The sequence below is a fragment of the Paenibacillus sp. UASWS1643 genome, assembly GCF_008693195.1.
Classification (GTDB): Bacteria; Bacillota; Bacilli; order Paenibacillales; family Paenibacillaceae; genus Paenibacillus; species Paenibacillus amylolyticus_B.
This window is the reverse complement of the sequence record NZ_VXKZ01000108.1, coordinates 207,764-231,346: the sequence shown is the minus strand read 5'-3', so window position 1 is coordinate 231,346 and position 23,583 is coordinate 207,764. Positions and strand designations below refer to the sequence as shown.

Here is a 23,583-nt window from a genome sequence, read left to right as displayed (position 1 = left end):
TATGAAGTCATCCTTTTTACCTTGAAGTGCCATTAGCGCTGATGAGAATCCTGCGAGATGATATTAAATAGGCACCCCGATGCGTAACACTAGCTACGCCTGGGGTGCCTATTTAGATTAATCTATTCCAAGTTCTCGCCATTCGAGGCAATGACTTTTTGGTACCAGCCAAAGCTCTTTTTCTTATACCGATTCAATGTTCCCTGTCCGTTGTCGTCCTGATCCACGTAGATCACGCCATAACGCTTGGACATTTCCGAAGTGGATGCGCTGATAATATCAATCGCTCCCCAGTTGGTATACCCCATGAGGTCCACACCATCCATAACGGCTTCTTTCATTTGTGTAATATGTTTTCTCAGATAATCAATACGATAATCATCGTTGATGGAACCGTCTGCTTCAACCGTATCTTTCGCGCCAAGTCCATTCTCCACCACAAACAATGGCAATTGGTAACGATCATACAGTTCTTTCAATGCAACGCGCAGACCGATCGGATCAAGCTGCCAGCCCCACTCCGTACGCTCCAGATTCGGGTTCTTAATTGTACTGTACAGGTTACCACCCGTCACTCCATATTCCTCTGGGTTCACTGCGGACACCAAGGATGTGTAATAACTGAATGAGATGAAGTCAACTGTGTGCTCACGCAGGATCTGTTCATCCCCCGGTTCCATGGCAATGGTAATCCCGTTCTCTGCCCAGTACCGAGCCATGAATGTTGGGTAACTACCACGAACTTGTACATCCGTATGCAGCAGGTTCAGCTGGTTATCGATCTGTGCTTGCAGCACATCCTCTGGCTTCGATGTCGCCGGGTAGTGAATCATGCGTGCAAGCATACATCCGATCTGGAAGTTCGGGTTAATCTGGCGTGCTTTTTCTGTTACCAGGCTGCTGGCTACAAATTGATGGTGAAGTGCCTGATAGGAAGCCTGCATCGTATTCTCCACCCGGTCTTCAATAATACCTCCGCCTGTGAACGGTTCAATAATGGTCGTGTTAATCTCATTAAACGTCAACCAGTATTTTACTTTGTCTTTGTACCGGGTCATTACGGTTTCCGCATATCTCACAAAATGTCCAATCACTTCACGGCCAGCCCAGCCGTTATATTTCAGTACAAGTGCCATAGGCATCTCATAATGCGAGAGGGTTACCAGTGGTTCGATATCGTATTTCCGGAGTTCATCGAACACTTCGTCATAGAAACGCAATCCCTCTTCATTTGGCTCGGCATCATAACCATTCGGGAAAATACGCGGCCAGTTGATGGACAGTCGGAATGTCTTGAAGCCCAGCTCGGCGAACAATGCAATATCCTCTTTGAAACGGTGATAAAAATCAATCCCGTAACGCTTCGGATAACCTTCCGCGCTATGATGTGCCATTGCTTTCTCAACCGTCGCACTGGTAACATGCATCAGTTCTCTAAGGTTGGTGTAGTCCTTTTTCTCAAAATAAGGAACCATGTCGGCCGTCGACCATCCTTTGCCGCCAGCGTCGAATCCACCTTCAGCCTGGTTGGCGGCAATAGCGCCGCCCCATAGAAAACCTTCCGGAAACCCTTGTCGATTAATCATTCGTATCTCTCCTTCTTTAGTTGATATTGTTAGTCCTAAGACGGACAGTCTAGATTTCAGCTTTCAAGACGTCTTCACCCATTGTGATTTCGCCCAATTTCACAGGTAGAACCTGCTTGTAATCTGCCGTATTGGTAACAACCATAGCGGTTGTAATATCGTATTCTTTTGCAATCTCGGCCAGTTCAAATGTGAGTAACTTGTCTCCTGCTTGTACACGTGCTCCTGTAGCAACATGTGCATCGAAGTACTGCCCACGCAGCTTCACCGTGTTAATTCCAACATGAATCAACAATTCCATTCCGTTATCACTGCGGACAACGATCGCATGTTTTGTTTTGAACACATTCATGATGGTACCTGTCACTGGAGATACCAATTCGCCCACCGTTGGAACAAATGCCACACCTTTCCCCATCAATTCATCACCGAATGTTGGATCGTTGACTTCTTTGAGCGGGATGGATTTACCTGTCATCGGTGCAACAGCTACTGCATCACTCGTTGGTGTTGGATCGCCCATGTCTTCCACGTTCACGGTTGCGGCGTTATTGGAAGTTACTTTCGCTGGTGCAGAAGAAGCACCTGGTGAGAATTGAGCTAACGCCTCTGCGTCTCCTTCTTCTTCCTTAATACCAAATATCGTAGACATGATTGCACCCACGATAAAGGCCAAAATCATCCCCCCAAAGGAATACCAGAATGTCTGTCCGATCAGGGAAGGAAGTCCTGGGAGACCACCGTTACCCGCAAGTACATACGCTTTCGCGCCAAAAGCAAGGGCGAATCCGCCACCCACTGCACTACCAATCATGGCTGCGGCAAATGGTTTTTTATACTTCATGTTAACCCCGTACATAGCCGGCTCCGTTACACCCATGAGTGCCGTGAAGCTCGTTGATAATGCCACGGTTTTGAGTTTTTTATCTTTTGCCCGGAAGAATACGCCGAGTGTCGCACCAGCCTGACCCATATTGGAGATAAAGGTCAGTGGCAAGAATTTATCAAAGCCCAGTGTAGCGATATTACTCAGGATGATCGGCACAAGTGCATAGTGCATTCCTGTCATAATAATGAGCGCCATCGCACCGCCAAGAACAATACCTGCAATCAATCCGCCTTCATTCAACAGCCAGTTGATGCCGCCAGACAATCCGCTACCTACAAATGTACCCAATGGACCGATCGCAATCAGCGTTACCGGAACCATAACAAGTAAGGTAATCAGCGGCACAAGCAATAGCTTGAGTGCAGCAGGGATAACGCGGTCAACCCATTTCTCAACATAGGACATCAACCATACTGCAAGAAGAATCGGGATAACCGATGAAGCATAACTTACTGCTGTAACCGGGATTCCCAAGAATCCAACCGATTCACCGCTAGATAACAATGCTGTCATGTCTGGATACATGAGTGCTGTACCTAGTGCAATCGCAACAAACGGGTTACTGCCAAATTTACGAGCAGCGCTGACTGCTATCAGTAAAGGCAGGTAATGGAATACGCCGTCACCGATGGCTGAAAGAATACGATACGTATCCGTTCCGGCGGACATCCAACCTACGGACACGAATAGTGCAAGTAATCCTTTGAGCATACCTGCCGCAGTAATCGCTGGAAGCATTGGGGCAAAGACACCTGCGATTGTTTCAAAAATTTTCAGCACGACATTTTGTTTTTTATCCGACTTTGGCTCTTTGTTTTCTGCACTTTGCTGGATTGCCGGATTTTCCTTCACCATGGCATCGAATACTTTTGCCACATCATTACCGATAATGACTTGGAATTGATCGCCGGAAATATTCGTGCCCATGACCTTATCCAGTTTCTTGAGTGAGCCGTTGTCAACTTTCTCGTTGTCTTTTAGATCAAAGCGCAAACGTGTGACGCAGTGATAAACTGAGTTAATATTGTTTGTTCCCCCAACGGCTTTAATAATTTCCTGCGCCGTTTCCTGATGTTTCATGATGTTTTCCTCCTCATTTTTCCAATAAAAAATACCCGAACGAATATAGCGCAAAATGTGGCGCCATCTCATTCGGGTATTGCCTGATTGAACAGTAACAAGCCCATAGGGTATACAGTTGTAATTTCATACTATCGCGTGGACTTCTCGTCCCGCTTGGTTTTCATCAGACGTTCCAAATGGAGCGTTAGATATAACTGCTCCGAGTGAGTCATGTCATACTGATAGTTCTTATGGATAAAAGTCTCGATCTTGCCAATACACTTGAATGTCTCCGGATAGTTTTTCCGAACCACTTCATATAAATACTCCTCAGCATCATCATGTGAAGAATGTGTAATGACACGCTGACAGAAATATTTCAAATGGGTGATGAAGCGGAAATAGTTGACGCTATCTTCATCCAATTCGACGTTGAAGTGATACTTGATGATATTCATAATCTCCTGCAACAGCTGCATCAGATGAGTGACATCGTTCATGGAATCATTGACTTCCGCATTGATGAAATGCAAGGCAATATTACAGATTTCATCTTTGGGAAACTCAATATCCAGTCTTTCCTTCAGCAAGGTCAGTGCTTCTCTGGCCACATCATACTCCGCCTTATAGAAGTGCTGAACTTCCCAAGAAAGTGGATTACGAGTAATCATTCCTTTTTCCAAGCGCTGAACAGCAAAGTGAATGTGATCAGACAGCGAGACGTAGATCCCGTCACTGATGGTTTTGTTCAATTGCGTTCGTGCCAGTGTCACAATATCATCTGTTGCCTGCAGAATCTCAATCGGCACTTCAGCTACGATGGATTTGAATTTCTCATAGATCGATGCATCCTGAAGACGAAATACCTTCTCAATCCGCTCTTCATCAATCTCATCGCCTGCTTTGAACTTAAATCCGATACCCCGGCCGAGGATCAGCAGTTCCTGATTTTTGTCATCCACGGTACTGACAATATTGTTATTAAATATCTGTTTAATAATCATTATGGACCCACCTGGTTTTTTTTGAGGAATAAAAAAGGGCAAAACCAAAACAGAAATAATAAAATCATTTCCATAGTGGTTTTGCCCGCATTACCGGTAACAAGCCTCGGATATAATTTATCATAACCTGAAAACGGTGTCAACCCAAAATACTACCGCTCTATTCCACTTTTTTAGAACATATGCAACATTTACCTTCTATGTTATGTTGAAATGAGATATATCCTTTGATATTTAATAATATGACCCATACTATTCAGGAGGATTCACTTTGAAAAAAATCACTTCGTTTACCGCCGTCATTGCTGCCATCTCGCTATTGTTATCAGCTCCGCCCACCTTGGCCGCAAAATCCAATGAACTCTCGTTAATAGAGAATTACAAGTCCGCTGACCAGCTGGATCGGAAGACACAACAACTTTTGAGTGATGAACTAGTTAAACTCGTGGGGAAACAGAACATTCAATTCACCACAATAGACACATCATTTGATCCATGGGTCATTAACGGAACTATTGATGGAACCGGGTTCGCCTATTTCACACAAACATACGATCCTGATACAAATCGTGTCGCGTCCACCCATATCATGTATGATAACGCTGATCTGAATAAAGTCATGGATAATGCGCTGCGCCTGAAGCTTGATGCCTTCCTAAAAACATTTGAAGATGAAGATATCTTCATTAAAGGTGGTTTCTGGCGTTTCAAAGCCAATGATCCGGAACATGGACATTTACTTCAAAACTACTGGGTCATCTTTGGACCAAGTCAACAACTTTACATCGATGTGGATAAAGGTAATCAAATGTCGGCAATTCTGCAATATAAAATCGATGATTCCTATGCCTGGATGACAAACATAGCACGAAATTCACTCAAAACACTTGGAATACCCTCAGTAAAAGCTTTTGATTACACCTTATTTACCGTAGAAGGAAAAGATATGTTATGGCAGTATAGGGATGACGACAATCTAAATTACGTGCATATCGGCAGCAAGACCGGAAAGGTATGGAAAGTCACCAACGAACTAGGTATCAACTGGAAAAATGATGCTGATTTCAAAAAGTCTTTTGCGAAGCCCAAGCTCAGCAAAAACAAAGCACTATCCATCGCTGTACCTACAGTCAGATCTATATTTGGTATTGAGCTAAAAGGTTATTCCGTTCGTATCCAAGAAAACGAATACACCTTCACGAAAAAAGGAGCCACAACGCTTATCGGTAAAATCAATACAAAAGGCGCATTTTATTCGTTTGAAGCTATTCCTTCAAAAGGGGTAAGAGACTAACTTACATAATAAAAAACAGGCGGCTTGAAGCTCCGATTTCCGGGACATCGAGCTGCCTTATGTTAATATGAACTCCTTAATCATTCAGCACCCATTTAAAATTGCATAAGAAATACTCCGCTTTTATGACGACAGTCGATTTGATCTTGTCATCATATAAGCGGAGCCGGTATCATCAATCTACGCTTGACGTGCTTATAAGGCAGCCCTTCTCTCGAAGGGCTTTTCATCATTATTGGAAGGTCACATTAATTTGTACAATCTCCGAACGGCTACTAGTACGAATTGGAGGTCCCCAGAAGCCAAATCCTGAGGTTACGATGGAGTGCATAGAACCTTTTTGCAGATAACCCCAATCATTCTCGTAAATCGCCTGTGTGATGAACTGAGCAGGCGCAATCTGTCCACGGTGGGTGTGACCAGATACGACCAGATCTACATTGTTTTGCTCCGCAATATCCAGATCATACGGCTGATGATCCATCATTAGTACCGGTTGGCTCAAGTCAGTACCTTGCATTAACGTAGCTACTTCTGCGCGATCCTTCTCTGTTCGGTCTTTCCGTCCAATCAGAGTGATCTTGTCATCCAAAACGATTTTGTTATCGTACAGAACTTGCATGTTGCTCTTCTCCAGCGCAGCAATCAGATCTTCAATCGGACCATCGAACTTATCGTGATTCCCGAGAGAAGCATAGACGCCGTATGGGGCCTGAATATCACTGATAATATCGGCAATTCCGCTATTGAGGTACATATCCAGATTGTCATCAATAATATCTCCAGGATACAGCACCAGGTCCGGCTTCAATGCATTAATCTCCTCCACCATGCGTTTGGCATGTGCAGGACCAGACAGAAGTCCGAAGTGCATATCGGCAGCCATGACAATGTTGAGCTTGTCTACACCTTCTACTTTTTTATCAATCTGGATATTATATGTTCTGACTACCGGGCTGTAAGCGTTATAAATTCCATAACCTAATGTGGACACTAATAACACCAGCGTAACGACTCCCGCCCATTTCTGTGTGTGATGTCTAGGAATACGGGTTAATCTCAGCAACCACATCATAAGGTGAACGACGGGCAGGATCAGTAATAACAACGAAAAGATCGCCAGCCAGTAAGAACCGATGATACCGAGGAACGAGATGCTTCCAAATACCCGTGCCAGAATGAAGGAAACGGCAAGGAATACAAGCGCTATAATATACAACCATCGAAATCTGGCGGACACAACTGGTTTCATCCAACTCCAACCGCTCCAGCCTATGTAGAACACTAATAAACCGTATACGACCAAAAACAATATACCTGCTAATACAAACATGCCCGGTCTAACCTCCACGTCAATAAGTTGTATTCTGAATTTTCATCACGGACACAGGTCCGTCTGAACAAGTATAACGTAGTTGATGAGTCAGATCATCTGTTTGCCAAACCCAGATTCGTACATTTTATTACAATTTGATGATATTCAAATTCGAACCAAAACGAGAAAAAGCATTCCCGCAGCCGCCCTGAATAGTTAAATTCAAGGACAACTGCAGGAATGCTATATTTTCGGAATTAAAATTACTCGTTTGTGTCCATCCACTGGAAGTGGAATGAACCTTCTTTGTCCACACGTTTGAATGTGTGAGCACCGAAGTAGTCACGTTGTGCTTGCAGCAAGTTTGCTGGCAAACGCTCTGTACGGTAACTGTCATAATAAGACAGTGCGCTGGAGAATCCAGGTACTGGAATACCTTGTTTTACAGCAGCCGCTATAACTTCACGCCATGCGCCTTGATAAGATTCAACGATGTTTTGGAAGTAAGGATCCAAGAGCAGGTTTTTGAGTTCTGCATCTTTGTCATATGCTTCTTTAATGTTTTGCAAGAACTGCGAACGGATGATGCAGCCGCCACGGAAGATCATGGCAATGTTACCGTATTTCAGATCCCAGCCGTATTCATCGGAAGCTGCACGCATTTGTGCAAATCCTTGTGCATAGGATACGATTTTACTTGCAAACAATGCTTTACGCACGTTCTCGATGAACGCTTTTTTGTCGCCAGAGAATGCTTCAGTTGCTGGTCCACTCAGGATTTTGCTAGCTGCTACACGCTCGTCCTTCATGGCAGACAGGAAACGGGAGAATACGGATTCCGTAATCATGGACAATGGAACGCCGAGATCCAGCGCACTTTGGCTTGTCCATTTACCTGTTCCTTTTTGTCCAGCCGCGTCCAGAATAACGTCAACCATTGGTTTTCCTGTTTCTGGATCGTATTTGGAGAAGATATCTGCCGTGATTTCGATCAGGTAGCTGTCCAGCTCCCCTTGATTCCACTCCGTAAAGATCTCATGTAACTCTTCAACGGAAACGTTCAATACGGATTTGAGCAAGTGATAAGCTTCACCAATCAACTGCATGTCTCCGTACTCGATACCGTTATGCACCATTTTCACATAGTGTCCGGCACCGTCTGGTCCGATGTATGTGCTGCAAGCGTCATCGCCGACTTTAGCGGAGATAGCTGTCAGAATCGGTTCTACCAACTGATAAGCACTTTCTTGTCCACCTGGCATGATTGCCGGGCCTTTCAGGGCGCCTTCTTCACCACCGGATACACCTGCTCCGATGAAGCGGAAACCTTTTTCTTCCAGTTCTTTACTGCGACGTTGCGTGTCAGGGAAGTAAGCATTACCTCCATCGATAATAATGTCGCCTTGATCCAGATGAGGAAGCAGTTGTTCGATCGTTGCATCTGTTGCTTTACCTGCTTGCACCATGATCAGAATTTTACGCGGAGACTCCAGGGATTCCACGAATTCTTCAATAGTGAACGCACCTGTTAGGTTTTTACCTTCTGCTTCTTTCAGAAGATCGTTCGTTTTCTCCGGGGAACGGTTAAATACCGATACCGAGAAACCTTTGCTTTCAATATTCAAAGCTAGGTTTTTACCCATTACTGCCAATCCAATAACACCGATCTGTTGTTTACTCATTATGTCCTCCCAATACTCCATTATTTATATAGTAAGTTAAAACGAATGAATGGTTATAGTTTATTGTACTGTTTTTTTCCAGTCAGCGGCAAATTTGTCCATACCTTGATCTGTCAGCGGGTGTTTGGAGATTTGTTCAATGACGGAGAATGGAACGGTTGCGATATGTGCTCCCGCCATTGCTACACGTGTAACGTGATCCGGATGTCTTACGGAAGCCGCAATAATCTGTGCATCTAGGTTATGTGTACGGAACAATTCAGCAATTTTGGTAACCAATTGTACGCCATCCTCAGAGATATCATCAAGACGTCCCAGGAATGGAGATACATATGTCGCACCAGCACGAGCAGCCAGAAGCGCCTGATTCACAGTGAAGATCAACGTTACGTTGGTTTTCACACCTTTTTTGGTCAAGTAACGGCAAGCTTCAAGTCCTGCAAGTGTCATTGGCAATTTGATCGTAATGTTTTTGTCGCTGTTGTTAATTTTGATCAATTCGTTCGCTTGTGCAATCATATCTTCAGCAGTAAGGGCATCTGGTGTCACTTCCGCAGAAACAGACTCCACTTCAGGTACCAAACGCAAGATTTCTTCAATACGATCTTCGAATTTCACGCCTTCTTTGGCTACCAAAGATGGGTTTGTTGTTACACCAGACAATACACCGATTTTGTATGCTTTTTGGATATCTTCCACGTTAGCTGTATCGATAAAAAATTTCATGATTTAATTACCTCCAGATATAATTTTTTTATGGTTTAGAGATTCGCATTAACCGCCAAGGGTATGCTATTTGTAACTACAGACTCCTGATCCGCCGGCTCATCAAACCACCAGTGGTGACCATCTTCTTCAAGCATAACATCTGATTCTGTCGGTCCATAACTTCCTGCAGGATACAGGTGAAGTGGCAGCAGATTTTCCTGGAATGCATCCAGAATGGGTTGCACCCATGCCCATGACAATTCTACTTCATCCCAGTGGGCAAAGAAAGTAGGATCTCCCAGCAAAGCATCACGAATCAGATTCTCGTAAGCTTCCGCAAGGTCACCTTTATCCGGAGAAAGATCGATATGAACCGGTTTGAATTCACCTTTATTCTCAGGATCACTTGCATTCAGTTGCAATGTCATACTCTGATCCGGACTCATCTCAATGACGAGCAGGTTTGGCTTGGAACCCTTGTTTTTCAGCACATTTGTCTGTCCTGAAGGTTCTTTGAATTCAATCACGATACGTGTTGATTTCTCCTTCATTCTTTTACCCGTGCGAATGTAAAACGGAACACCACGCCAGAAGAAATCATCAATTTGCAATTTGGCAGCAATAAATGTGTCATTCATCGTATTCTCGGCTACACCCGGTTCAGCAGTATAAGCATTTACCGGTTTACCTTGAATGCTGCCTTCTGCATACTGTCCACGGATGATGTTTGCGCCCACAGTTTGCTTTTGTAACGGCTGGATCGATTCCATGATGTGCTTTTTCTTCAATCCAACTTTTTCGGAAGAACTGTTGTATGGAAGCTGAATCGCCATCATCATGAGCAATTGCAACATATGATTCTGGAACATGTCTCGCACTGCACCTACATGATCATAATAGGATGCACGTTCTTCGACACCTACAGTCTCATTCGCCGTAATTTGCACATTGGAGATGTAACGGTTGTTCCATAACGCCTTCATGATTGGGTTACTCTGATGTAACGTCTCCAGGCGCTGTACCATCGGTTTGCCCAAATAATGGTCAATCCGATAAATCTCTTCCTCCGTGAACGATTCGCTTAATTTGCGATTAAGGTCTCTAGCTGACTGCAGGTCGTGACCAAATGGCTTCTCAATGACGAGACGTTTCCAGCCCTCTGTGGAACCCAGCCCACTTTGTTGAATGTTCTCGGCAATCGGTTCGAAGAATTCCGGACCAACCGAGAGATAAAACAAGCGGTTGGACGGAATGCCAAGCTCAGCTTCTCTTTGTTCAACTAATCCCAACAGCTTTATATAATCTTCCTTATGGCTTATATTCAATACACTGTAGCGGAAAGCTTTCACAAATGACTTCACAACTTCAGGATCAGCTTGGCGTCTGGAAAATTCATTTAATGATTTTTCCACTTGTGCCTGAAAGAATTCATCAGACCACTCTCTACGCCCCAGACCAATCAATGAGAAGGTTTCAGGAAGCTTCTGCTCAAGATATAAGTTATATAAGGCAGGATATATTTTTCTTTTGGCTAAATCGCCAGTAGCACCAAATAAAACAATGGTAGTTGGTTCCATCTCACCGTTCTCCTTCCAAGTAACTCTGGTTTCTTTGTTGTAGTTACACTATAATACGTTTTATAGCTATACAAGTAATTAATATATTTCACAGGAGCTATAGACCACATCTATGACAACAAATTACGAACTATATAAAGTCTTTTATTGGGCCGCCAAAACGGGAAGTTTGACACAGGCTGCGAAAGCACTGTATATCACTCAACCCAGCGTCAGTCATGCCATTAAGCAATTGGAAGAGAGCTTTGGTCTTACCTTGTTTTATCGAAATTCCAAGGGTGTAGCGTTGACACAGGAAGGTGCCAGTCTATACTCCTATATTGAACAATCCCAGATTCTGATCTCACTTGCGGAAGAAAAAATGGCCGCACTGAAGAATCTAGATAATGGTGAACTCCGGATTGGTGGCAGTGACTCCCTGTTCAAGCATTACATGCTGGCGTATCTAGAGGAATTCCACACTTTGTACCCTAACATCAAGCTACATCTGAGTCATGGAACTACGCCGGAAGTGATTACCTTTCTGAAAGAAGGCAAGATTGATCTCGGTGTTGTTCGGATGCCCATTGTTGATCCACAGCTTGAAGTCAGGGAAAGTATTCAGTTAAAAGATTGTTTTGTAGCTGGAGAACGTTATGCTCAGTTGAAGGGTAAAGTCATGACACTTGAGATGCTTCTGGAGCATCAACTGATCCTCTTCTCCCGGAACAGCCGTGTTCGAATGGCTATAACCGAGTTGTTTAACAGCTATAATTACACGTTGAAACCTGAGATTGAGGTTGGTAGCGTTGATCTGTTGATTGAGTTTGCGCGTCGAGGACTGGGGATTTCCTATGTCACACGTGAATTTATATCCAAAGAGCTGGAGGAAGGTTCTCTTTTCGAAATTCAGCTTGATGTCCCGCTCCCCCCTTCCCATGTGGGGATTATGACCAAACGAAATATGCCGATCTCTCTGGCTGCCAACCGGTTTATGGATCTCATTTTCAAAGCCTGAGTGGCCACAATGTCAAAAGGTACAACAAAGAGCCCCACCATCCAGTCATGGATGATGAGGCTCTTTGGCCTGCATAATGTTTGTGTTTATCTAACGATTAAAGACTCACCAGATAGGACGCGTCCAATATAAGGGCAACCTTACCATTACCGAGGATCGTTGCTCCAGATAGATGGTTCATCGCTCCCAGATACGTACCAAGCGTCTTAATAACGACTTCCTGATTTCCTATAATCTCATCTACCGCGTAAGCTGCAATTTTATCAACGGAACGCACAATCACCATCTGAATACTTCAGGTGAAATTCGAACAATCTCAGCAACATTATACATCGGCAAGATTAGCACACGACCTGATACTTTAACTAACAAACCTTTAATAATCGCCAATGTGAGTGGTAGACGAATCGTAAACGTGGTGCCCACACCAACCTCCGTATCAATATCAATGATACCGTTGAGCCGCCCGATCTGACTACGCACGATGTCCATTCCAACACCGCGCCCCGATACTTCACTAACAGAAGAAGCTGTGGAGAAACCGGGCTCAAATATGAGATGGACAGCTTCCTGTGTTGTTAGGCGTGCAGCCTGTTCCTCACTAATGATACCTTTGCCCAAGGCGGAAGCTTTAATCTTCTCGCCATTCGATACCTTTGCCATCATCCGAATAACGAATGACAACATGATTTTCTTCATGAAACGAAGTTAAGGTAATACGTCCTTTGGACGGCTTATCGTTCTCCGCCCGAACCTCTGCACTTTCAATGCCATGATCAGCACTGTTACGGATGAGATGGATCAGTGGGTCACTCAATTCTTCAATAATCATCCGGTCAAGCTCAGTCTCTCCACCTTGAATAACTAGTTCCAGATCCTTACCAAGCTTCTGCGATAGGTCACGAACCAATCTCGGGAAGCGACTGAATAGTTGAGCAATAGGTAACATCCGGGCCAGTTGTATTCACGTTAGGCAAGCTTTGTTTCGTTTGCTCTGTTTCAGAGGTCTGCCTTAAGCTGTTGTGTGTCCTTTGACGTTTTACACTTACATATATACGTATATTCAACATTCTGCATTGACTTTCACATACATCTTCATACAAAATTTCATGTAATATGGTCTTCTTATATTTACATAAGAAGTTGTATAGGTCTTACGTCTAACAAATATCATTTTCCAGCGTAAAAATTATGTATTTCGCTGTACACACTCAACATTTCAAGACTTAAGTCTAATAAATACTTACACATACTGAGTCCATTTTCCCATAAAAAAAAAAAAACCAAAACCAAATCAACAAAGTTTGGTTTTGAAGCGAAAAAACACACTTAAAATTAACATAAAACCCGTTTAAAACTAATTACTTATATGTTATATAACTGCTCCAGTTCCATTAAGCGGTCCTTAATCCTGTGCGGAATAATATCAAACAGATTAGCCCACGTCATGAACATCTCCGGTTTTAGTAAATATTCTTCGAACTCCATGGTAGGTACAAACGCTTTGGTCTGCAGATAACGCTCCACCTGAGCATCGATCTGTTCATTCGTTTCAAAATAATCTTGAAACAACTCATTCACAAGTAGCCCATCACATCCAGCTTCGGCACCTGCTGCACTATACAGGTTTGGCAATAACTCAAATACAACTGGAAGTGGTGAGAAAGCATGTTTGCCAGGCTGAGAGTACAGACATACATGATGTCCAACCACATTGACCCGTTCCTTCAATAATCCGCGCAGCACTTTCCCATGAAAGCTGGCTTCACAGTCTACTACCTCTCCGTCATGGCCCACATAAACCCATACATGCTCCATTTCATACAGATGTCCAATCTCATAATCCCACCAGATTGCATATTCAATTACGTATTGTACTGCTTCGGTCGGAAACTTAATATCCCTTCTGAACGATGGTGAAGGCCCAGATTGATGCAACACAGAAATACCAACAAAATCAGGATAAAAAGGTTCGGCTATGTCAAACATCAAAATAGGTGCATAACTCATTGCAGTTTCAAGCGTTTTCATTTCTGACATGTTCATTCATGAGTCCTCCGTTTTTGTTGGATGTTCATACTATTACTATACTAACGATTATTACATCAACACGTCAAAAAACCTGCAACTGTTATTCTCCAGTTACAGGCTCTGTACTTATTATAATGAATAAGGAATTTTGAATTATGATTTCAGCTTATCGGATGGTGAAACAGACGTCTTGGAAGGTGAAGTCGATTGATCAGAAACCTGCGTATCACACCCTATTGGAGGGCCCAAAATGGCATCATTTTTAATAGATGCAACAGCTCTCGCATATGCCTCTTCATCTAAACAGTACGCGCGGTGAGCCACCTCCGGCGGTGTAGCTGCCAAGAAATCCGCTCCAAACACAATATCAGGCGTTGGTTGATCAAAAATAGTTAATAAATATACATCTTCTGTCTCAGCGACAAACCAGTGAAACCAGCCTTTAGGAAATACCACAACCTGACCTGGTTTCAGGCGATATGTCAATCGTTCACGCGTAAACGGATTGAAGACTGACGCTGTAATTTCACCGCTGATAACTACAACCATCTCCGTGACATTGGTGTGCCAGTGTGGCTGTACAATAATTCCTTTGCTTAAGTACACGTTGAAGAAACCATTTGCAATGGTCGGCAGCTGTTCTCCAAACAACTGGGTTACATAGTTGCGTGCATCCCTCTGATAATTGACAACCGCATTGGAATCGGCAGCTAGCGGAACATTTGGAGCTTGCAAAATCGGATTCATCATACGATCATTTCTCCTCCTTGAGCATACATCTCATTGTTGTACTGTATGCCGGAGAATAGAAAGATAATACCGTTGACACATGTTATATATTGTTTTTAATCCTGAACATTAGGTTTCTTAGAATCATGTATAAACAAACTAGACTTGACCAGGGAATCTGCCTCCGGCTGCAATGCCCTGGGGTGATATGCGATCGATCTGGTTCATCTCATCATCCGTAAGCGAAACCTGTAGCGCTCCTAAGTTCTCGTGAACTCTTTCCAAGTTCCGAGTCCCCGGGATCGGAACGATATGTTCTCCCTTTCCAAGCAACCAGGCCAGAGCAAGTTGAGAGACCGTGCATCCTTTTTGCTTAGCCATCTCTTGGATCAATCCAACAACCTCCAAATTTTTCTGAAAGTTCTCACCTTGAAAACGCGGATAGTGACGACGATAATCATCTTCCGCCAAATCGTCTATAGATCGGATCTGACCAGTCAGGAAGCCACGTCCCAATGGACTGTATGGAACCAAGCCAATGTTCAATTCATGCAGGACAGGCATAATCTCATCCTCAAGTTCTCGACTCCACAATGAATATTCCGTCTGCAACGCTGTAATCGGATGAACAGCATGTGCACGCCGAATGATCTCTACCGGTGCCTCGGACAAACCAATATATCGAATCTTCCCCTGTTGAACCAGATCGGCAAGGGTGCCTACCGTCTCTTCAATGGGTGTATTCGGATCAGGACGATGCTGATAATACAGATCGATATAATCCATTCCCAGATTGTAGAGACTCGCATCTACTGATTTTTTGATGTAGGCTGGATCTCCCTTTGGGCCCTGCGTGTGTGTTATACCAAATTTGGTGGCAACAATTGCCTTGGATCTTCGACCTTGAAGCGCGCGTCCAAGCAGCTTTTCATTCCCTCCAAATCGCTGTTTTTCATACTCTCCGTACAGATCCGCCGTATCAAACATGGTAACTCCTGCATCCAGCGCACCCTGAATGGTATGTACCGATTCGTCATTATCCGGCATCATCATCACACCCAGGCCGAGCCCAGATATACGTAATTTGTCATTGCCTAACGTTCTTGTCTTGAGCATGAGGCTCCCTCTTTTCATATTAAAATAGAAACGATAAATAGATACGTTTGAGCTTAAGTTCATTCTATTTCAATACCAAGAACCCAACCACACTCTGTTTATGCTAGTAAAGAAAGTACCAGTTTGATTAACTTTCTATATGGCAACAGGAACGTAAATACAACAATGAATGCCTGATTGGCTGTTCAGATTATTCATGGAAAAGATATCGTATGCATGCACAACACCATCTGCCCGATCCGTCGTTTCAAGCAGGACACGATTGACTTGTTTTAATTCAACCTGGTGCAGGTTCCAGATCGTTCGGAAGTCTACACTTTCTTCACTCAATTGTTTCACGATTCTGCTAAATTCGGGGTCACTCGGATACTTGTCATAATACGTACGGAATACGGCTACCGAGTGCCGCGCGAATTCCTCCCAGTTGTGCATACGCTCCCTGAGCACTGTATCCAGAAATAAAATCCGCATCATTAGACGCTCATTCATATTCATCGACGAGAAGTTGAAAAGGTTCGTATCTGCAGCTTCATTCCAGGCAAGTACCTCAGAACGTTCATTGGTAATAAAGGAAGGCTGAGTCAACTGGCCAATAATGCTCTGCCACCCTGGCTCCAGTTGCGAATACGAAGCAAGGAATTCATGTTCCGTATTAGGGTCCCATAAGTCAAATAGATGACTCTTCTCTTCCAGGGTTAAACGGAGCGCATTCGCTATACTCTGCATCACTTCTCGTGAAGCTGCCAACTCCCTACCTTGTTCAAGCCACGTGTAATACGTTGCACTGACACCAGCCAATACCGCTACTTCTTCCCGCCGTAGACCAGGTGTTCTTCGCTGTCCATAAGATCCTGACAATCCAACTTGTTCCGGTTGAATGCGGCTTCTCCGTGATTTCAAAAACTCACCCAGTTTTTTGTTACGGCTCATACTTGTATCCATAGACATCGTTCCTTTTTATAAAAGTATTCAAGCCTATTCGACTCTATCCCAAAATGGTAGTCTCTGAATGACTTTGATATATTTCATCTATTATTAGTTCTACAGAATACTTGGTTTACAAGTAGCTTAGCATCGAATGGTGCAGAACGAAAGGAGCATAACATGATCCCCAATGTTGGAGATGTGTACTGCGTGTACGCCGAAAAATCACAACAATATACAGCCTGCCAGGTAGCTGGACTGAAAGAAACGAGGGTAAAACTTCCGACACGCTTGCCTCTGTTCTTCAGTTGGATTGGACTGGTGATCAACTGCCTATTGAAATGCAGCTTCATCAGATGAAACCGCTGATCTGTAACTTCTATTTCTGGCATGATCGCTTGCCCATAGTTTCGTGAGTGCTCATGTTCCTTCACAGTATGTGCTTGCATGCAACATCCCTCCTCTCTACACCGAGGAAACGAATACTTATCGCGGAGGCTGGCCGATCGGAGAAAGTCTCTATCTCCAGCGCGAATGGGAACGTATCGATGCGATCCGAAGAGCACAGTTCAAACAAGCTGCGGATGATGACAAAGAAATCATGTTTGGCGATCGTGTAATGCGGCGCAGTACGAGTACACTCCATGATTTCAGCCCTAAATCTTCTGAAGATGTAGTCGAACTCGCAAAACTACCTTGTCTGACACATATTGAAATGGATGGATATACGGAATCAATCTTTCCATTTATAGAGACAACCCGTTCATTAATGAACTTCATATCATACATCATGGTCAAACGATGATCGATATCAGCAACAGTCACCTGACCAAATTTATTGTGGATGTCAGCGGGTTGAAGGAGTTAATTTTGAACACAAAGATGAAGAACCTGAATTTTACAGGTGAGGTGTCTCCTGATCTGCGTATCGCGGCTTATGAAGACGGTAAATGCCTCACTCTCAATGTTCCATCGGGCCTGCCACAGGTTACGGGTATCTCATGACTTGCAGGTCTGTATATCAGAGATATCACGGAACTCAATCTGGAGCCACTTGTGCAGTATTATCCTGAGCTTTCAGAGTTACGATTGTGGGGTAAACCCGGCAATGTATCCCATATAGATTCGATTCAGCATTTGGCAAATTTGCAAACCTTCACTACATATGACCTGTTCGGTTTTAATGGGGAACAATCCCCTGATCCAGATCAACTTCCGAAGTTGGCTACGCTGTGGCTAACCAGCCTGCCAGCGAATGCAGCCAAATCGATCAAAACAAGATATAAAAAATTCGCTGCTGCCGGACTTAATATGGAAATCACCAAAGCACGCAAACCCGAATGGCTTGCGGAGAACCTGAACAATCCGTTTCGGGATTGGGATGGGCTGGACCACATTAAGGCAGCTCACGCCAAAAAAGCAGCTCAATTGTACAAGCAGTGCTTGAAGGAAATACGTCAGTAAAGTCAAGATTTTAACAATCAGGAAGCTGTGCACAAACAGCTCGTCTCCATGGCTGAGAACTACACACAGACCTTCAACAAGATGGATGCCAAGGCCGGCTTTATTGAAACTGTTGAGCGGGAAGAAATTTATGTTGTTCTAGCAGAGTTACTGAATCAGTTACAGGAGAATTTGGAACTGCATCAAGATGATTTGATTAAGGTCAATCACGAGGAATTATATGAGGTATTTGATCGTTTGAGGGATTTCTAGTTTACGCAAAAAGGGTCCTGTTATGAACATTACAGGACCCTTTTTTGCACCGCCGACCTCAAGTGTCGTAACTGACCAGATAATGATGAAGTTCCGTGTTATAACAGCCGATACTGTGCTCAATTAATCTGCCTTCTCCGTCGAAGGAGTTACGGAGGCGCTTAAGCACATGCGTCCCCGGGGGGATCTTCAGTAGCTGGCATACCTCAGGAGCTGCCAGCTCCACAAAGAAACGGTCTTTGAAGTTCTCCAGCAAAATGTCGTTCTCCTCCAGTGAGTCATACAGAGATTGAATGTCTCCATTCATCTCTTCCATGCCTCCGCCGGGCAATGCAGCTGCTGCCAAGAAGTGTATCAGATGAATATAAGGTTGTCCGTTAAGAATGTAGAGCCTTTCAATCCGCTGGCAATACGGCCTGTAGCGACCATATTCCTCCGTTCCGGTATCATTGGTGAGTAAACGGGAATTCAGAACTTTCTTTTCCAGCTTATGGCCCTCTTCTACGAGCAGCTCCGTAAACCGTTTGCCCTTTGAGAGCTTCTGATGAGAGGTATTGCGCAACACAATCGTTCCAACACCGCTTTTTTTCTGCACGTAACCTTCCTGGGACAGCTCTTGGACCGCACCGCGGACTGTCATTTTGCTGACGCCAAATTCTTTCTCCAGCTGCGGTTCGGAGGGGATGATGCTTCCGAGAGGATATACGCCATGTAGAATCCGATCTTTGAGAATTTTTTGGATTTGCTGATATAAAGGACCTTGCTTGCGCTTCAGAGACACTCGCTGTTCACTACCTTTCAACATCTGAGGTATGGTCCGACAGCGCCCGGAGCACCTCATTCTCGGTAAAAAGCGCTGTATCACCTTGAGTGGTATGGGCCAGCATCGCTGCCGCCACTGCCATATTAACCGTATGTTCCTGTGGATATTGCTGCAATTCCCCATGGATGATGGTGCTAGCAAACACATCGCCGGCACCAATCCGGTCGTACACCGGGAACGTCAACTTGCGGGAAAATACGAACGTACCTTGATGATAGATATATCCTGTCAAGGAATGCGTATGGTCAGCGTTAATCTCACGGTGAGTTCCTGCTACCGTTCCGATTCCGAAGCGCTGTGCAACTTCAGGAATCGCTTGCTTCATCTGTGTTATTCTATCATATTCTCCGGTTCCGATGCCAAGAATACACTTCGCATCCTTCTCATTCATTAACACCAGATCTGCCAGCCCCAGCAGTTCCTCATAATGCGGGCGGGCCTTGACATAACCATCTGTCCCCCATAACGCAGGACGGTAATTACAATCAAACACAACCTTGCCTCCAGCACTTTTCACTTCCTCCGCAAGCTGTTTCATCTGCTTGCGCACGCCATCATTCATAGCCAGCGTAATGCCACATAAATGAAGAACGTCGATCCGGGACGCAAGATCTCTCATATCATAATTGGCCGCCTCCGCAGTATTGAAACTGCTGCCCAGGCGGTCTGTGTAAGTGACTCTGCCTGGACGGGCTCCAAAACCATTCTCCAGAAAATACATCCCAAGGTGTCTACCGCCCTGTCTAATAAGAGAGGTATCCACCCCAAGCTTGCGCAGATAAGCGAGAGCCGCTTCGCCCACCGGAGTTTCCGGCAAAGTCGTAATAAGAGCGCCGTTATGGCCGTATCTGGCTAATGCTGCCGTTACATTCACCCCGCTGCCGGAAAAAGTATATTCCAGCCTGCTGCTCTGGACCAGCGTTTCGTATCCTGGAACCTGCAGCCGCATCATCACTTCACCAAAAGCAGCAACCCTAGGCATATCGGTCCACCAGCGATTTCATTGTTTCGAGCAGTCTGCGGACATCCTGTACGTTCGTATTCCCGGTCTGCGTCTCAATAATTGAAGAATAGACATGTGGTATAACCTGAGGTACGCCTGCCTGAAGTGCAATCTCTAGAATGGGTCCAAAGTTGTCCAGATCGATTCCGCCTGTAGGCTCCAGAGCAAAAGCCGCTTCTCCACAAGCCTTGGCAACAGCACGATACTCCTCTTCCAGCTTTAACCCCTGCATCGGATAATATTTGAGCGCGTTCCCTCCCATGTCACGAACCAGTGCAATGGCGGCATGAACGGGAACAATGGCCTGCGGAGTGGTTACTGAACTGATGGGGCCAGTCGATATATTTACATAGCCTGGCTGCCCGCACGGAGATACCAGGCAGTTAATCCAACTATCTTTAGGTCCCAGACTGGCACGGGTTGCCCCGACTGCCGGGAATACCTGATTGATATGGCTTCCCGGATAACTCGCTGCAATCTCCGCCACAACTGCAGCCTGACGGCTATCTCCGGCCCCGAGTCCGATAGATACGGCATCTTGAATAGCCTGACCATATTCAGTCATGGCAACTACAGCTTCTTCCGACGTAGCATAATTTTTGGAGAGCACACCAATAAGTACATATCCTTCCGCAGCCTCGTACACATCCTTGGCGTTCCCGATACTCCCGGCCAATACATTAATTGCGGCCCTGTTCTTATACAGACACTGCTGAATATGACTCATTCTGGTTTACCTCCCACGATTTCATGTATTCTGCTGACGATGACCTGCATATCATCCCCTTGTAGCGACCTTGGATCAATATCGAAATAACCCTGCTTGACGCCATAGTCTCGGGTATATACCGCAATTGCACCTTCACGTAGCTGGTCATTCACTTTCTTCGCATCCACCCCAGCAAGAGAGGAATCAATCTGGACACGCCCCCGGAAAATCGATCTACCGGCTTCATCCTGCACGATGCTGACCGAAACACCAGGAAGTCTATCCAGTGGCTGAAGAGCCTCCAGTGTCTGCTTCTCTCGTTCACTATTATCCGCTTTGTCCTGGTATTCCTCTAGCGCTTGAAGTAAGCCAAAAATGGTCTCTTTACCAACCTTCATGCTGCGGCCAATCCCGTGTAGCTGTAACTTAAGCCACTCCACGTATTTATTTTTGCCGACGACAATGCCGGAAGTAGGGCCTTCAATAGCTTTCGACCCGCTGTAAATGGCCAGATCCGAAAGTTGGATATATTTGTACAGATCCTCTTCCGCTGCCGCATCAACAATCAGCGGCACCCCTCTACGCTGCGCAACCTCCCATGCCTCTTCCACAGAAATCATGTTCTTCTGGACAGCGTGATGGGATTTAACATAAAAAATGGCTGCAGTGTGTTCACCGATCGCCTGATCAATATGTTCCTTACGGCCTTCATTGGCATACCCGACTTCTACTACCCGGCCGCCGCCAAGGAATATCATGGTTTCGACCGGCGCTCCATATTGCACATTATGGCCCTTTAGCATAATAATTTCATTTTTCAATATCGGCTCCTGGTGCAGACGAAGGCTGAGACGTGGATCTCCGGCAGTCACAATGGCTGCCACTGACAGCGCTATACCACTGGATGCGGAGTTCACCACAACCGTGCTTTCCGAACCAAGTAACTGTGCAATATATTCTCCGGATTTGTCCACAAGATCCGCAATTTCCACGTACTGCTGTCCGCCCTGTTTCATCGCATCCATGACTGAATCCGTTGGTGCGGAAACGCCAAGGATGCTCATCCTTCCACTGGCATTAATAACACGCTTCAATCCATATTTAGCCTGTAATGAGTGACCCATTAGCAAAGACTCCTTTAGCCTCAATATAGTGTTGCGTGACCCGGACATCACCTTCCGAGTCCTTAAGTTGCTTTTCGCCTGCTTCCAATGAAAATAAAGTCAGGTTCGCCTGTTGTCCCACCCTAATCTGCCCGAGCTCCGGCTTACCGAGCCACTCCGCTGGACTTCTTGTAACCGCACGGATCACCTCTTCCAGACTGTAGCCGAGGTACAGAAATTTCGTCAGCACATTCGACATACTGTATACCGGACCATTCATACGGTTGCCTCGGTAAATGTCAGTACTGATTGTATTCAGCGCAATTCCTGCAACCTTGGCCTGTTCTGCAATCCGGAAGGAGAAGCTCGCTGTGCCATGCCCCACATCCAGATGAACTCCCCGAGCAGTTGCATCCAGTAGTTCTTGCAGCGGTGTGCCGTCCGCATGAAACAGATTGTTGGACTTGCCATTAAGGTAATGGGTGATTACATCGCCAGACTGTAGTAGCTCCAGCACATCAGAAATCGCGGGCGGAGCAGAACCGATGTGAACCATGAGTGGAAGCTTCGTTTCTTCCGAGAGTGTGCGTGCCAACTTGAGTGGCTGTATGCCGCTGTCTTTGACGACACTTTGGCTGATGCGGGCCTTCAGACCAACAATGAAATCAGGATAAGCCGCTGCCGCCTCCAGGACCTTGCCCCGGTCAATCCATTCCAACTGCGACAGTTCATCCGTCCGTTCGAGCCCGATGCTTGAAATGTTCAACAGAGCAAATACTTGTGTAGCAGCCTGTAGTCTTGCGGTATAAAAAGCCCCAATTCGATCTGCACCGCAGCTTCCGGCATCTACAAGCGTTGTTACCCCCTGCTTCACACCAATTTCGTCGATATCATCGCCATAGGGATCAAGCTCCTGGACGGCATGCACATGCAGATCAATCCACCCACTAGACACATATAACCCTGAACAATCCAGCTCATTTTCTCCTTCAACCTGTCCTGGCGGTGTAATGGCGGTGATGATCCCGTCCTGAATGGCGATATCCATAATTCGCCCATCAACAAGCTGCAGATTGCGCAGCACATTCTCTGTGCCCACTCATCCCATCTCCTTTTTCAACCCCGGTATACAGGCAAAATCCAAAAAATGATTCATGAAATCTGTACTTCCAAATAGGCAAAAATAAGCCTGATGAGCTACTTTATTCTAAAGATTATAATGTTATAATGTTTATACTAGCACAAGTGTAATCCAGAAGAGAACACTATTTTTAATTCAAAATTTTTAATTCGAATATCTAACATTGGGGGACTG

The 23,583-nt window shown here is 45.0% G+C and carries 25 protein-coding genes; 6 read left to right on the top strand and 19 right to left on the bottom strand.

Annotation, left to right across the window (positions count from 1 at the left end; translation table 11 throughout):
- Positions 1 to 122: 122 nt before the first annotated feature.
- From FE296_RS15530 to licT, 3 genes are all read right to left on the bottom strand, one after another.
- Positions 123 to 1,586, bottom strand: coding sequence for a glycoside hydrolase family 1 protein (locus FE296_RS15530; protein WP_150365525.1), 1,464 nt, complete (start codon positions 1,584 to 1,586; stop codon positions 123 to 125).
- Positions 1,587 to 1,635: 49 nt separating this feature from the next.
- Complete coding sequence (locus FE296_RS15525) at positions 1,636 to 3,555, bottom strand: beta-glucoside-specific PTS transporter subunit IIABC (protein WP_150365524.1); 1,920 nt, start codon at positions 3,553 to 3,555, stop codon at positions 1,636 to 1,638.
- Positions 3,556 to 3,686: 131 nt separating this feature from the next.
- Positions 3,687 to 4,541, bottom strand: a complete 855-nt coding sequence (gene licT, locus FE296_RS15520) for a BglG family transcription antiterminator LicT (protein ID WP_124116337.1) — start codon at positions 4,539 to 4,541, stop codon at positions 3,687 to 3,689.
- 271 nt (positions 4,542 to 4,812) lie between these two features.
- Here licT and FE296_RS15515 point away from each other — a divergent pair, with 271 nt between their 5' ends.
- Entirely contained in the window at positions 4,813 to 5,835 is a 1,023-nt protein-coding gene (locus tag FE296_RS15515) for a hypothetical protein (RefSeq protein WP_150365523.1), read from the top strand.
- A 232-nt stretch (positions 5,836 to 6,067) separates the two neighbouring features.
- Here the strand turns inward: FE296_RS15515 and FE296_RS15510 are convergent, their stop codons facing one another.
- The 4 genes from FE296_RS15510 to zwf all read right to left on the bottom strand — a co-directional run bounded on the left by FE296_RS15510 (position 6,068) and on the right by zwf (position 11,117).
- Positions 6,068 to 7,168 carry a metallophosphoesterase gene (locus tag FE296_RS15510; RefSeq protein WP_150365522.1) on the bottom strand — a complete coding sequence of 367 codons (1,101 nt, stop codon included), beginning with the start codon at positions 7,166 to 7,168 and terminating at the stop codon, positions 6,068 to 6,070.
- Positions 7,169 to 7,413: 245 nt separating this feature from the next.
- Complete coding sequence (gndA, locus tag FE296_RS15505; protein ID WP_124116334.1) at positions 7,414 to 8,832, bottom strand: NADP-dependent phosphogluconate dehydrogenase; 1,419 nt, start codon at positions 8,830 to 8,832, stop codon at positions 7,414 to 7,416.
- 60 nt (positions 8,833 to 8,892) lie between these two features.
- Positions 8,893 to 9,558, bottom strand: coding sequence for a fructose-6-phosphate aldolase (gene fsa, locus FE296_RS15500; RefSeq protein WP_091020607.1), 666 nt, complete (start codon positions 9,556 to 9,558; stop codon positions 8,893 to 8,895).
- Between the two features lie 35 nt (positions 9,559 to 9,593).
- Positions 9,594 to 11,117, bottom strand: coding sequence for a glucose-6-phosphate dehydrogenase (zwf, locus tag FE296_RS15495; RefSeq protein WP_150365521.1), 1,524 nt, complete (start codon positions 11,115 to 11,117; stop codon positions 9,594 to 9,596).
- 112 nt (positions 11,118 to 11,229) lie between these two features.
- Here zwf and FE296_RS15490 point away from each other — a divergent pair, with 112 nt between their 5' ends.
- Positions 11,230 to 12,114: a LysR family transcriptional regulator gene (locus tag FE296_RS15490; protein ID WP_076328475.1), complete on the top strand. Its 885-nt coding sequence runs from the start codon at positions 11,230 to 11,232 to the stop codon at positions 12,112 to 12,114.
- Between the two features lie 97 nt (positions 12,115 to 12,211).
- Here the strand turns inward: FE296_RS15490 and FE296_RS33390 are convergent, their stop codons facing one another.
- The 7 genes from FE296_RS33390 to FE296_RS15465 form a co-directional block, all read right to left on the bottom strand.
- On the bottom strand, positions 12,212 to 12,400 hold the full coding sequence (locus FE296_RS33390) for a chemotaxis protein CheW (protein ID WP_223868898.1): 189 nt from the start codon (positions 12,398 to 12,400) through the stop codon (positions 12,212 to 12,214).
- Entirely contained in the window at positions 12,394 to 12,777 is a 384-nt protein-coding gene (locus tag FE296_RS33385; RefSeq protein ID WP_223868897.1) for an ATP-binding protein, read from the bottom strand. The genes FE296_RS33390 and FE296_RS33385 overlap by 7 nt, the downstream gene beginning before the upstream one ends.
- Positions 12,746 to 13,063: a hypothetical protein gene (locus FE296_RS33380; protein WP_223868896.1), complete on the bottom strand. Its 318-nt coding sequence runs from the start codon at positions 13,061 to 13,063 to the stop codon at positions 12,746 to 12,748. The genes FE296_RS33385 and FE296_RS33380 overlap by 32 nt, the downstream gene beginning before the upstream one ends.
- Before the next feature lie 416 nt (positions 13,064 to 13,479).
- Positions 13,480 to 14,160 (bottom strand): hypothetical protein, encoded by a 681-nt coding sequence (locus FE296_RS15480; RefSeq protein WP_124116331.1) that lies wholly within the window; start codon positions 14,158 to 14,160, stop codon positions 13,480 to 13,482.
- A 138-nt stretch (positions 14,161 to 14,298) separates the two neighbouring features.
- The gene (locus FE296_RS15475; protein ID WP_150365520.1) at positions 14,299 to 14,895 is read right to left on the bottom strand and encodes a cupin domain-containing protein; all 597 of its coding nucleotides are present in this window, start codon (positions 14,893 to 14,895) and stop codon (positions 14,299 to 14,301) included.
- Between the two features lie 138 nt (positions 14,896 to 15,033).
- A complete protein-coding gene (locus FE296_RS15470; protein WP_223868895.1) occupies positions 15,034 to 15,990 on the bottom strand; it encodes an aldo/keto reductase in 957 nt (318 codons plus the stop codon).
- A gap of 135 nt (positions 15,991 to 16,125) precedes the next feature.
- Positions 16,126 to 16,932, bottom strand: coding sequence for a helix-turn-helix transcriptional regulator (locus tag FE296_RS15465; protein WP_223868894.1), 807 nt, complete (start codon positions 16,930 to 16,932; stop codon positions 16,126 to 16,128).
- Positions 16,933 to 17,326: 394 nt separating this feature from the next.
- Here FE296_RS15465 and FE296_RS33375 point away from each other — a divergent pair, with 394 nt between their 5' ends.
- The 4 genes from FE296_RS33375 (at position 17,327) to FE296_RS33360 (ending at position 18,630) form a co-directional block, all read left to right on the top strand.
- Positions 17,327 to 17,719 (top strand): hypothetical protein, encoded by a 393-nt coding sequence (locus tag FE296_RS33375; protein ID WP_223868893.1) that lies wholly within the window; start codon positions 17,327 to 17,329, stop codon positions 17,717 to 17,719.
- Complete coding sequence (locus tag FE296_RS33370) at positions 17,716 to 17,919, top strand: hypothetical protein (protein ID WP_223868892.1); 204 nt, start codon at positions 17,716 to 17,718, stop codon at positions 17,917 to 17,919. Before FE296_RS33375 ends, FE296_RS33370 begins: the two co-directional genes overlap by 4 nt.
- A gap of 132 nt (positions 17,920 to 18,051) precedes the next feature.
- On the top strand, positions 18,052 to 18,378 hold the full coding sequence (locus FE296_RS33365) for a hypothetical protein (RefSeq protein WP_223868891.1): 327 nt from the start codon (positions 18,052 to 18,054) through the stop codon (positions 18,376 to 18,378).
- A 48-nt stretch (positions 18,379 to 18,426) separates the two neighbouring features.
- On the top strand, positions 18,427 to 18,630 hold the full coding sequence (locus tag FE296_RS33360) for a hypothetical protein (protein ID WP_223868890.1): 204 nt from the start codon (positions 18,427 to 18,429) through the stop codon (positions 18,628 to 18,630).
- A gap of 58 nt (positions 18,631 to 18,688) precedes the next feature.
- Here the strand turns inward: FE296_RS33360 and FE296_RS15455 are convergent, their stop codons facing one another.
- Genes FE296_RS15455 through FE296_RS15435 form a run of 5 tightly spaced genes read right to left on the bottom strand, consistent with a single transcriptional unit; the run spans position 18,689 to position 23,316 of the window.
- Positions 18,689 to 19,435 (bottom strand): GntR family transcriptional regulator, encoded by a 747-nt coding sequence (locus FE296_RS15455; protein WP_190945252.1) that lies wholly within the window; start codon positions 19,433 to 19,435, stop codon positions 18,689 to 18,691.
- A complete protein-coding gene (locus tag FE296_RS15450) occupies positions 19,422 to 20,435 on the bottom strand; it encodes a sugar kinase (RefSeq protein ID WP_124116327.1) in 1,014 nt (337 codons plus the stop codon). Before FE296_RS15450 ends, FE296_RS15455 begins: the two co-directional genes overlap by 14 nt.
- Positions 20,428 to 21,183 carry a 2-dehydro-3-deoxy-phosphogluconate aldolase gene (gene dagF, locus FE296_RS15445; RefSeq protein WP_150365518.1) on the bottom strand — a complete coding sequence of 252 codons (756 nt, stop codon included), beginning with the start codon at positions 21,181 to 21,183 and terminating at the stop codon, positions 20,428 to 20,430. Before dagF ends, FE296_RS15450 begins: the two co-directional genes overlap by 8 nt.
- Positions 21,180 to 22,289 carry a DgaE family pyridoxal phosphate-dependent ammonia lyase gene (locus tag FE296_RS15440; RefSeq protein ID WP_150365517.1) on the bottom strand — a complete coding sequence of 370 codons (1,110 nt, stop codon included), beginning with the start codon at positions 22,287 to 22,289 and terminating at the stop codon, positions 21,180 to 21,182. The genes dagF and FE296_RS15440 overlap by 4 nt, the downstream gene beginning before the upstream one ends.
- Positions 22,267 to 23,316 (bottom strand): amidohydrolase/deacetylase family metallohydrolase, encoded by a 1,050-nt coding sequence (locus FE296_RS15435; protein ID WP_263364212.1) that lies wholly within the window; start codon positions 23,314 to 23,316, stop codon positions 22,267 to 22,269. The genes FE296_RS15440 and FE296_RS15435 overlap by 23 nt, the downstream gene beginning before the upstream one ends.
- Positions 23,317 to 23,583 lie beyond the last annotated feature (267 nt).

Excerpts from the sequence above, each read along its gene's own strand:
- FE296_RS33390 (WP_223868898.1), bottom strand. The coding sequence starts at position 12,400 with ATGGTGATTGTGCGTTCCGTTGATAAAATTGCAGCTTACGCGGTAGAT.
- FE296_RS33370 (WP_223868892.1), top strand. The coding sequence starts at position 17,716 with ATGATCGATATCAGCAACAGTCACCTGACCAAATTTATTGTGGATGTC.
- FE296_RS33380 (WP_223868896.1), bottom strand. The coding sequence starts at position 13,063 with ATGTTACCTATTGCTCAACTATTCAGTCGCTTCCCGAGATTGGTTCGT.
- FE296_RS15450 (WP_124116327.1), bottom strand. The coding sequence starts at position 20,435 with ATGCCTAGGGTTGCTGCTTTTGGTGAAGTGATGATGCGGCTGCAGGTT.
- zwf (WP_150365521.1), bottom strand. The coding sequence starts at position 11,117 with ATGGAACCAACTACCATTGTTTTATTTGGTGCTACTGGCGATTTAGCC.
- dagF (WP_150365518.1), bottom strand. The coding sequence starts at position 21,183 with ATGAGTCATATTCAGCAGTGTCTGTATAAGAACAGGGCCGCAATTAAT.
- FE296_RS15530 (WP_150365525.1), bottom strand. The coding sequence starts at position 1,586 with ATGATTAATCGACAAGGGTTTCCGGAAGGTTTTCTATGGGGCGGCGCT.
- FE296_RS15475 (WP_150365520.1), bottom strand. The coding sequence starts at position 14,895 with ATGATGAATCCGATTTTGCAAGCTCCAAATGTTCCGCTAGCTGCCGAT.
- licT (WP_124116337.1), bottom strand. The coding sequence starts at position 4,541 with ATGATTATTAAACAGATATTTAATAACAATATTGTCAGTACCGTGGAT.
- FE296_RS33360 (WP_223868890.1), top strand. The coding sequence starts at position 18,427 with ATGGCTGAGAACTACACACAGACCTTCAACAAGATGGATGCCAAGGCC.
- FE296_RS15440 (WP_150365517.1), bottom strand. The coding sequence starts at position 22,289 with ATGGGTCACTCATTACAGGCTAAATATGGATTGAAGCGTGTTATTAAT.
- FE296_RS15470 (WP_223868895.1), bottom strand. The coding sequence starts at position 15,990 with ATGCTCAAGACAAGAACGTTAGGCAATGACAAATTACGTATATCTGGG.
- FE296_RS15510 (WP_150365522.1), bottom strand. The coding sequence starts at position 7,168 with ATGTTTGTATTAGCAGGTATATTGTTTTTGGTCGTATACGGTTTATTA.
- FE296_RS15480 (WP_124116331.1), bottom strand. The coding sequence starts at position 14,160 with ATGAACATGTCAGAAATGAAAACGCTTGAAACTGCAATGAGTTATGCA.
- FE296_RS33385 (WP_223868897.1), bottom strand. The coding sequence starts at position 12,777 with ATGGCAAAGGTATCGAATGGCGAGAAGATTAAAGCTTCCGCCTTGGGC.
- FE296_RS15435 (WP_263364212.1), bottom strand. The coding sequence starts at position 23,316 with ATGGATATCGCCATTCAGGACGGGATCATCACCGCCATTACACCGCCA.
- fsa (WP_091020607.1), bottom strand. The coding sequence starts at position 9,558 with ATGAAATTTTTTATCGATACAGCTAACGTGGAAGATATCCAAAAAGCA.
- FE296_RS15455 (WP_190945252.1), bottom strand. The coding sequence starts at position 19,435 with ATGTTGAAAGGTAGTGAACAGCGAGTGTCTCTGAAGCGCAAGCAAGGT.
- FE296_RS15525 (WP_150365524.1), bottom strand. The coding sequence starts at position 3,555 with ATGAAACATCAGGAAACGGCGCAGGAAATTATTAAAGCCGTTGGGGGA.
- FE296_RS15465 (WP_223868894.1), bottom strand. The coding sequence starts at position 16,932 with ATGGATACAAGTATGAGCCGTAACAAAAAACTGGGTGAGTTTTTGAAA.
- FE296_RS15490 (WP_076328475.1), top strand. The coding sequence starts at position 11,230 with ATGACAACAAATTACGAACTATATAAAGTCTTTTATTGGGCCGCCAAA.
- gndA (WP_124116334.1), bottom strand. The coding sequence starts at position 8,832 with ATGAGTAAACAACAGATCGGTGTTATTGGATTGGCAGTAATGGGTAAA.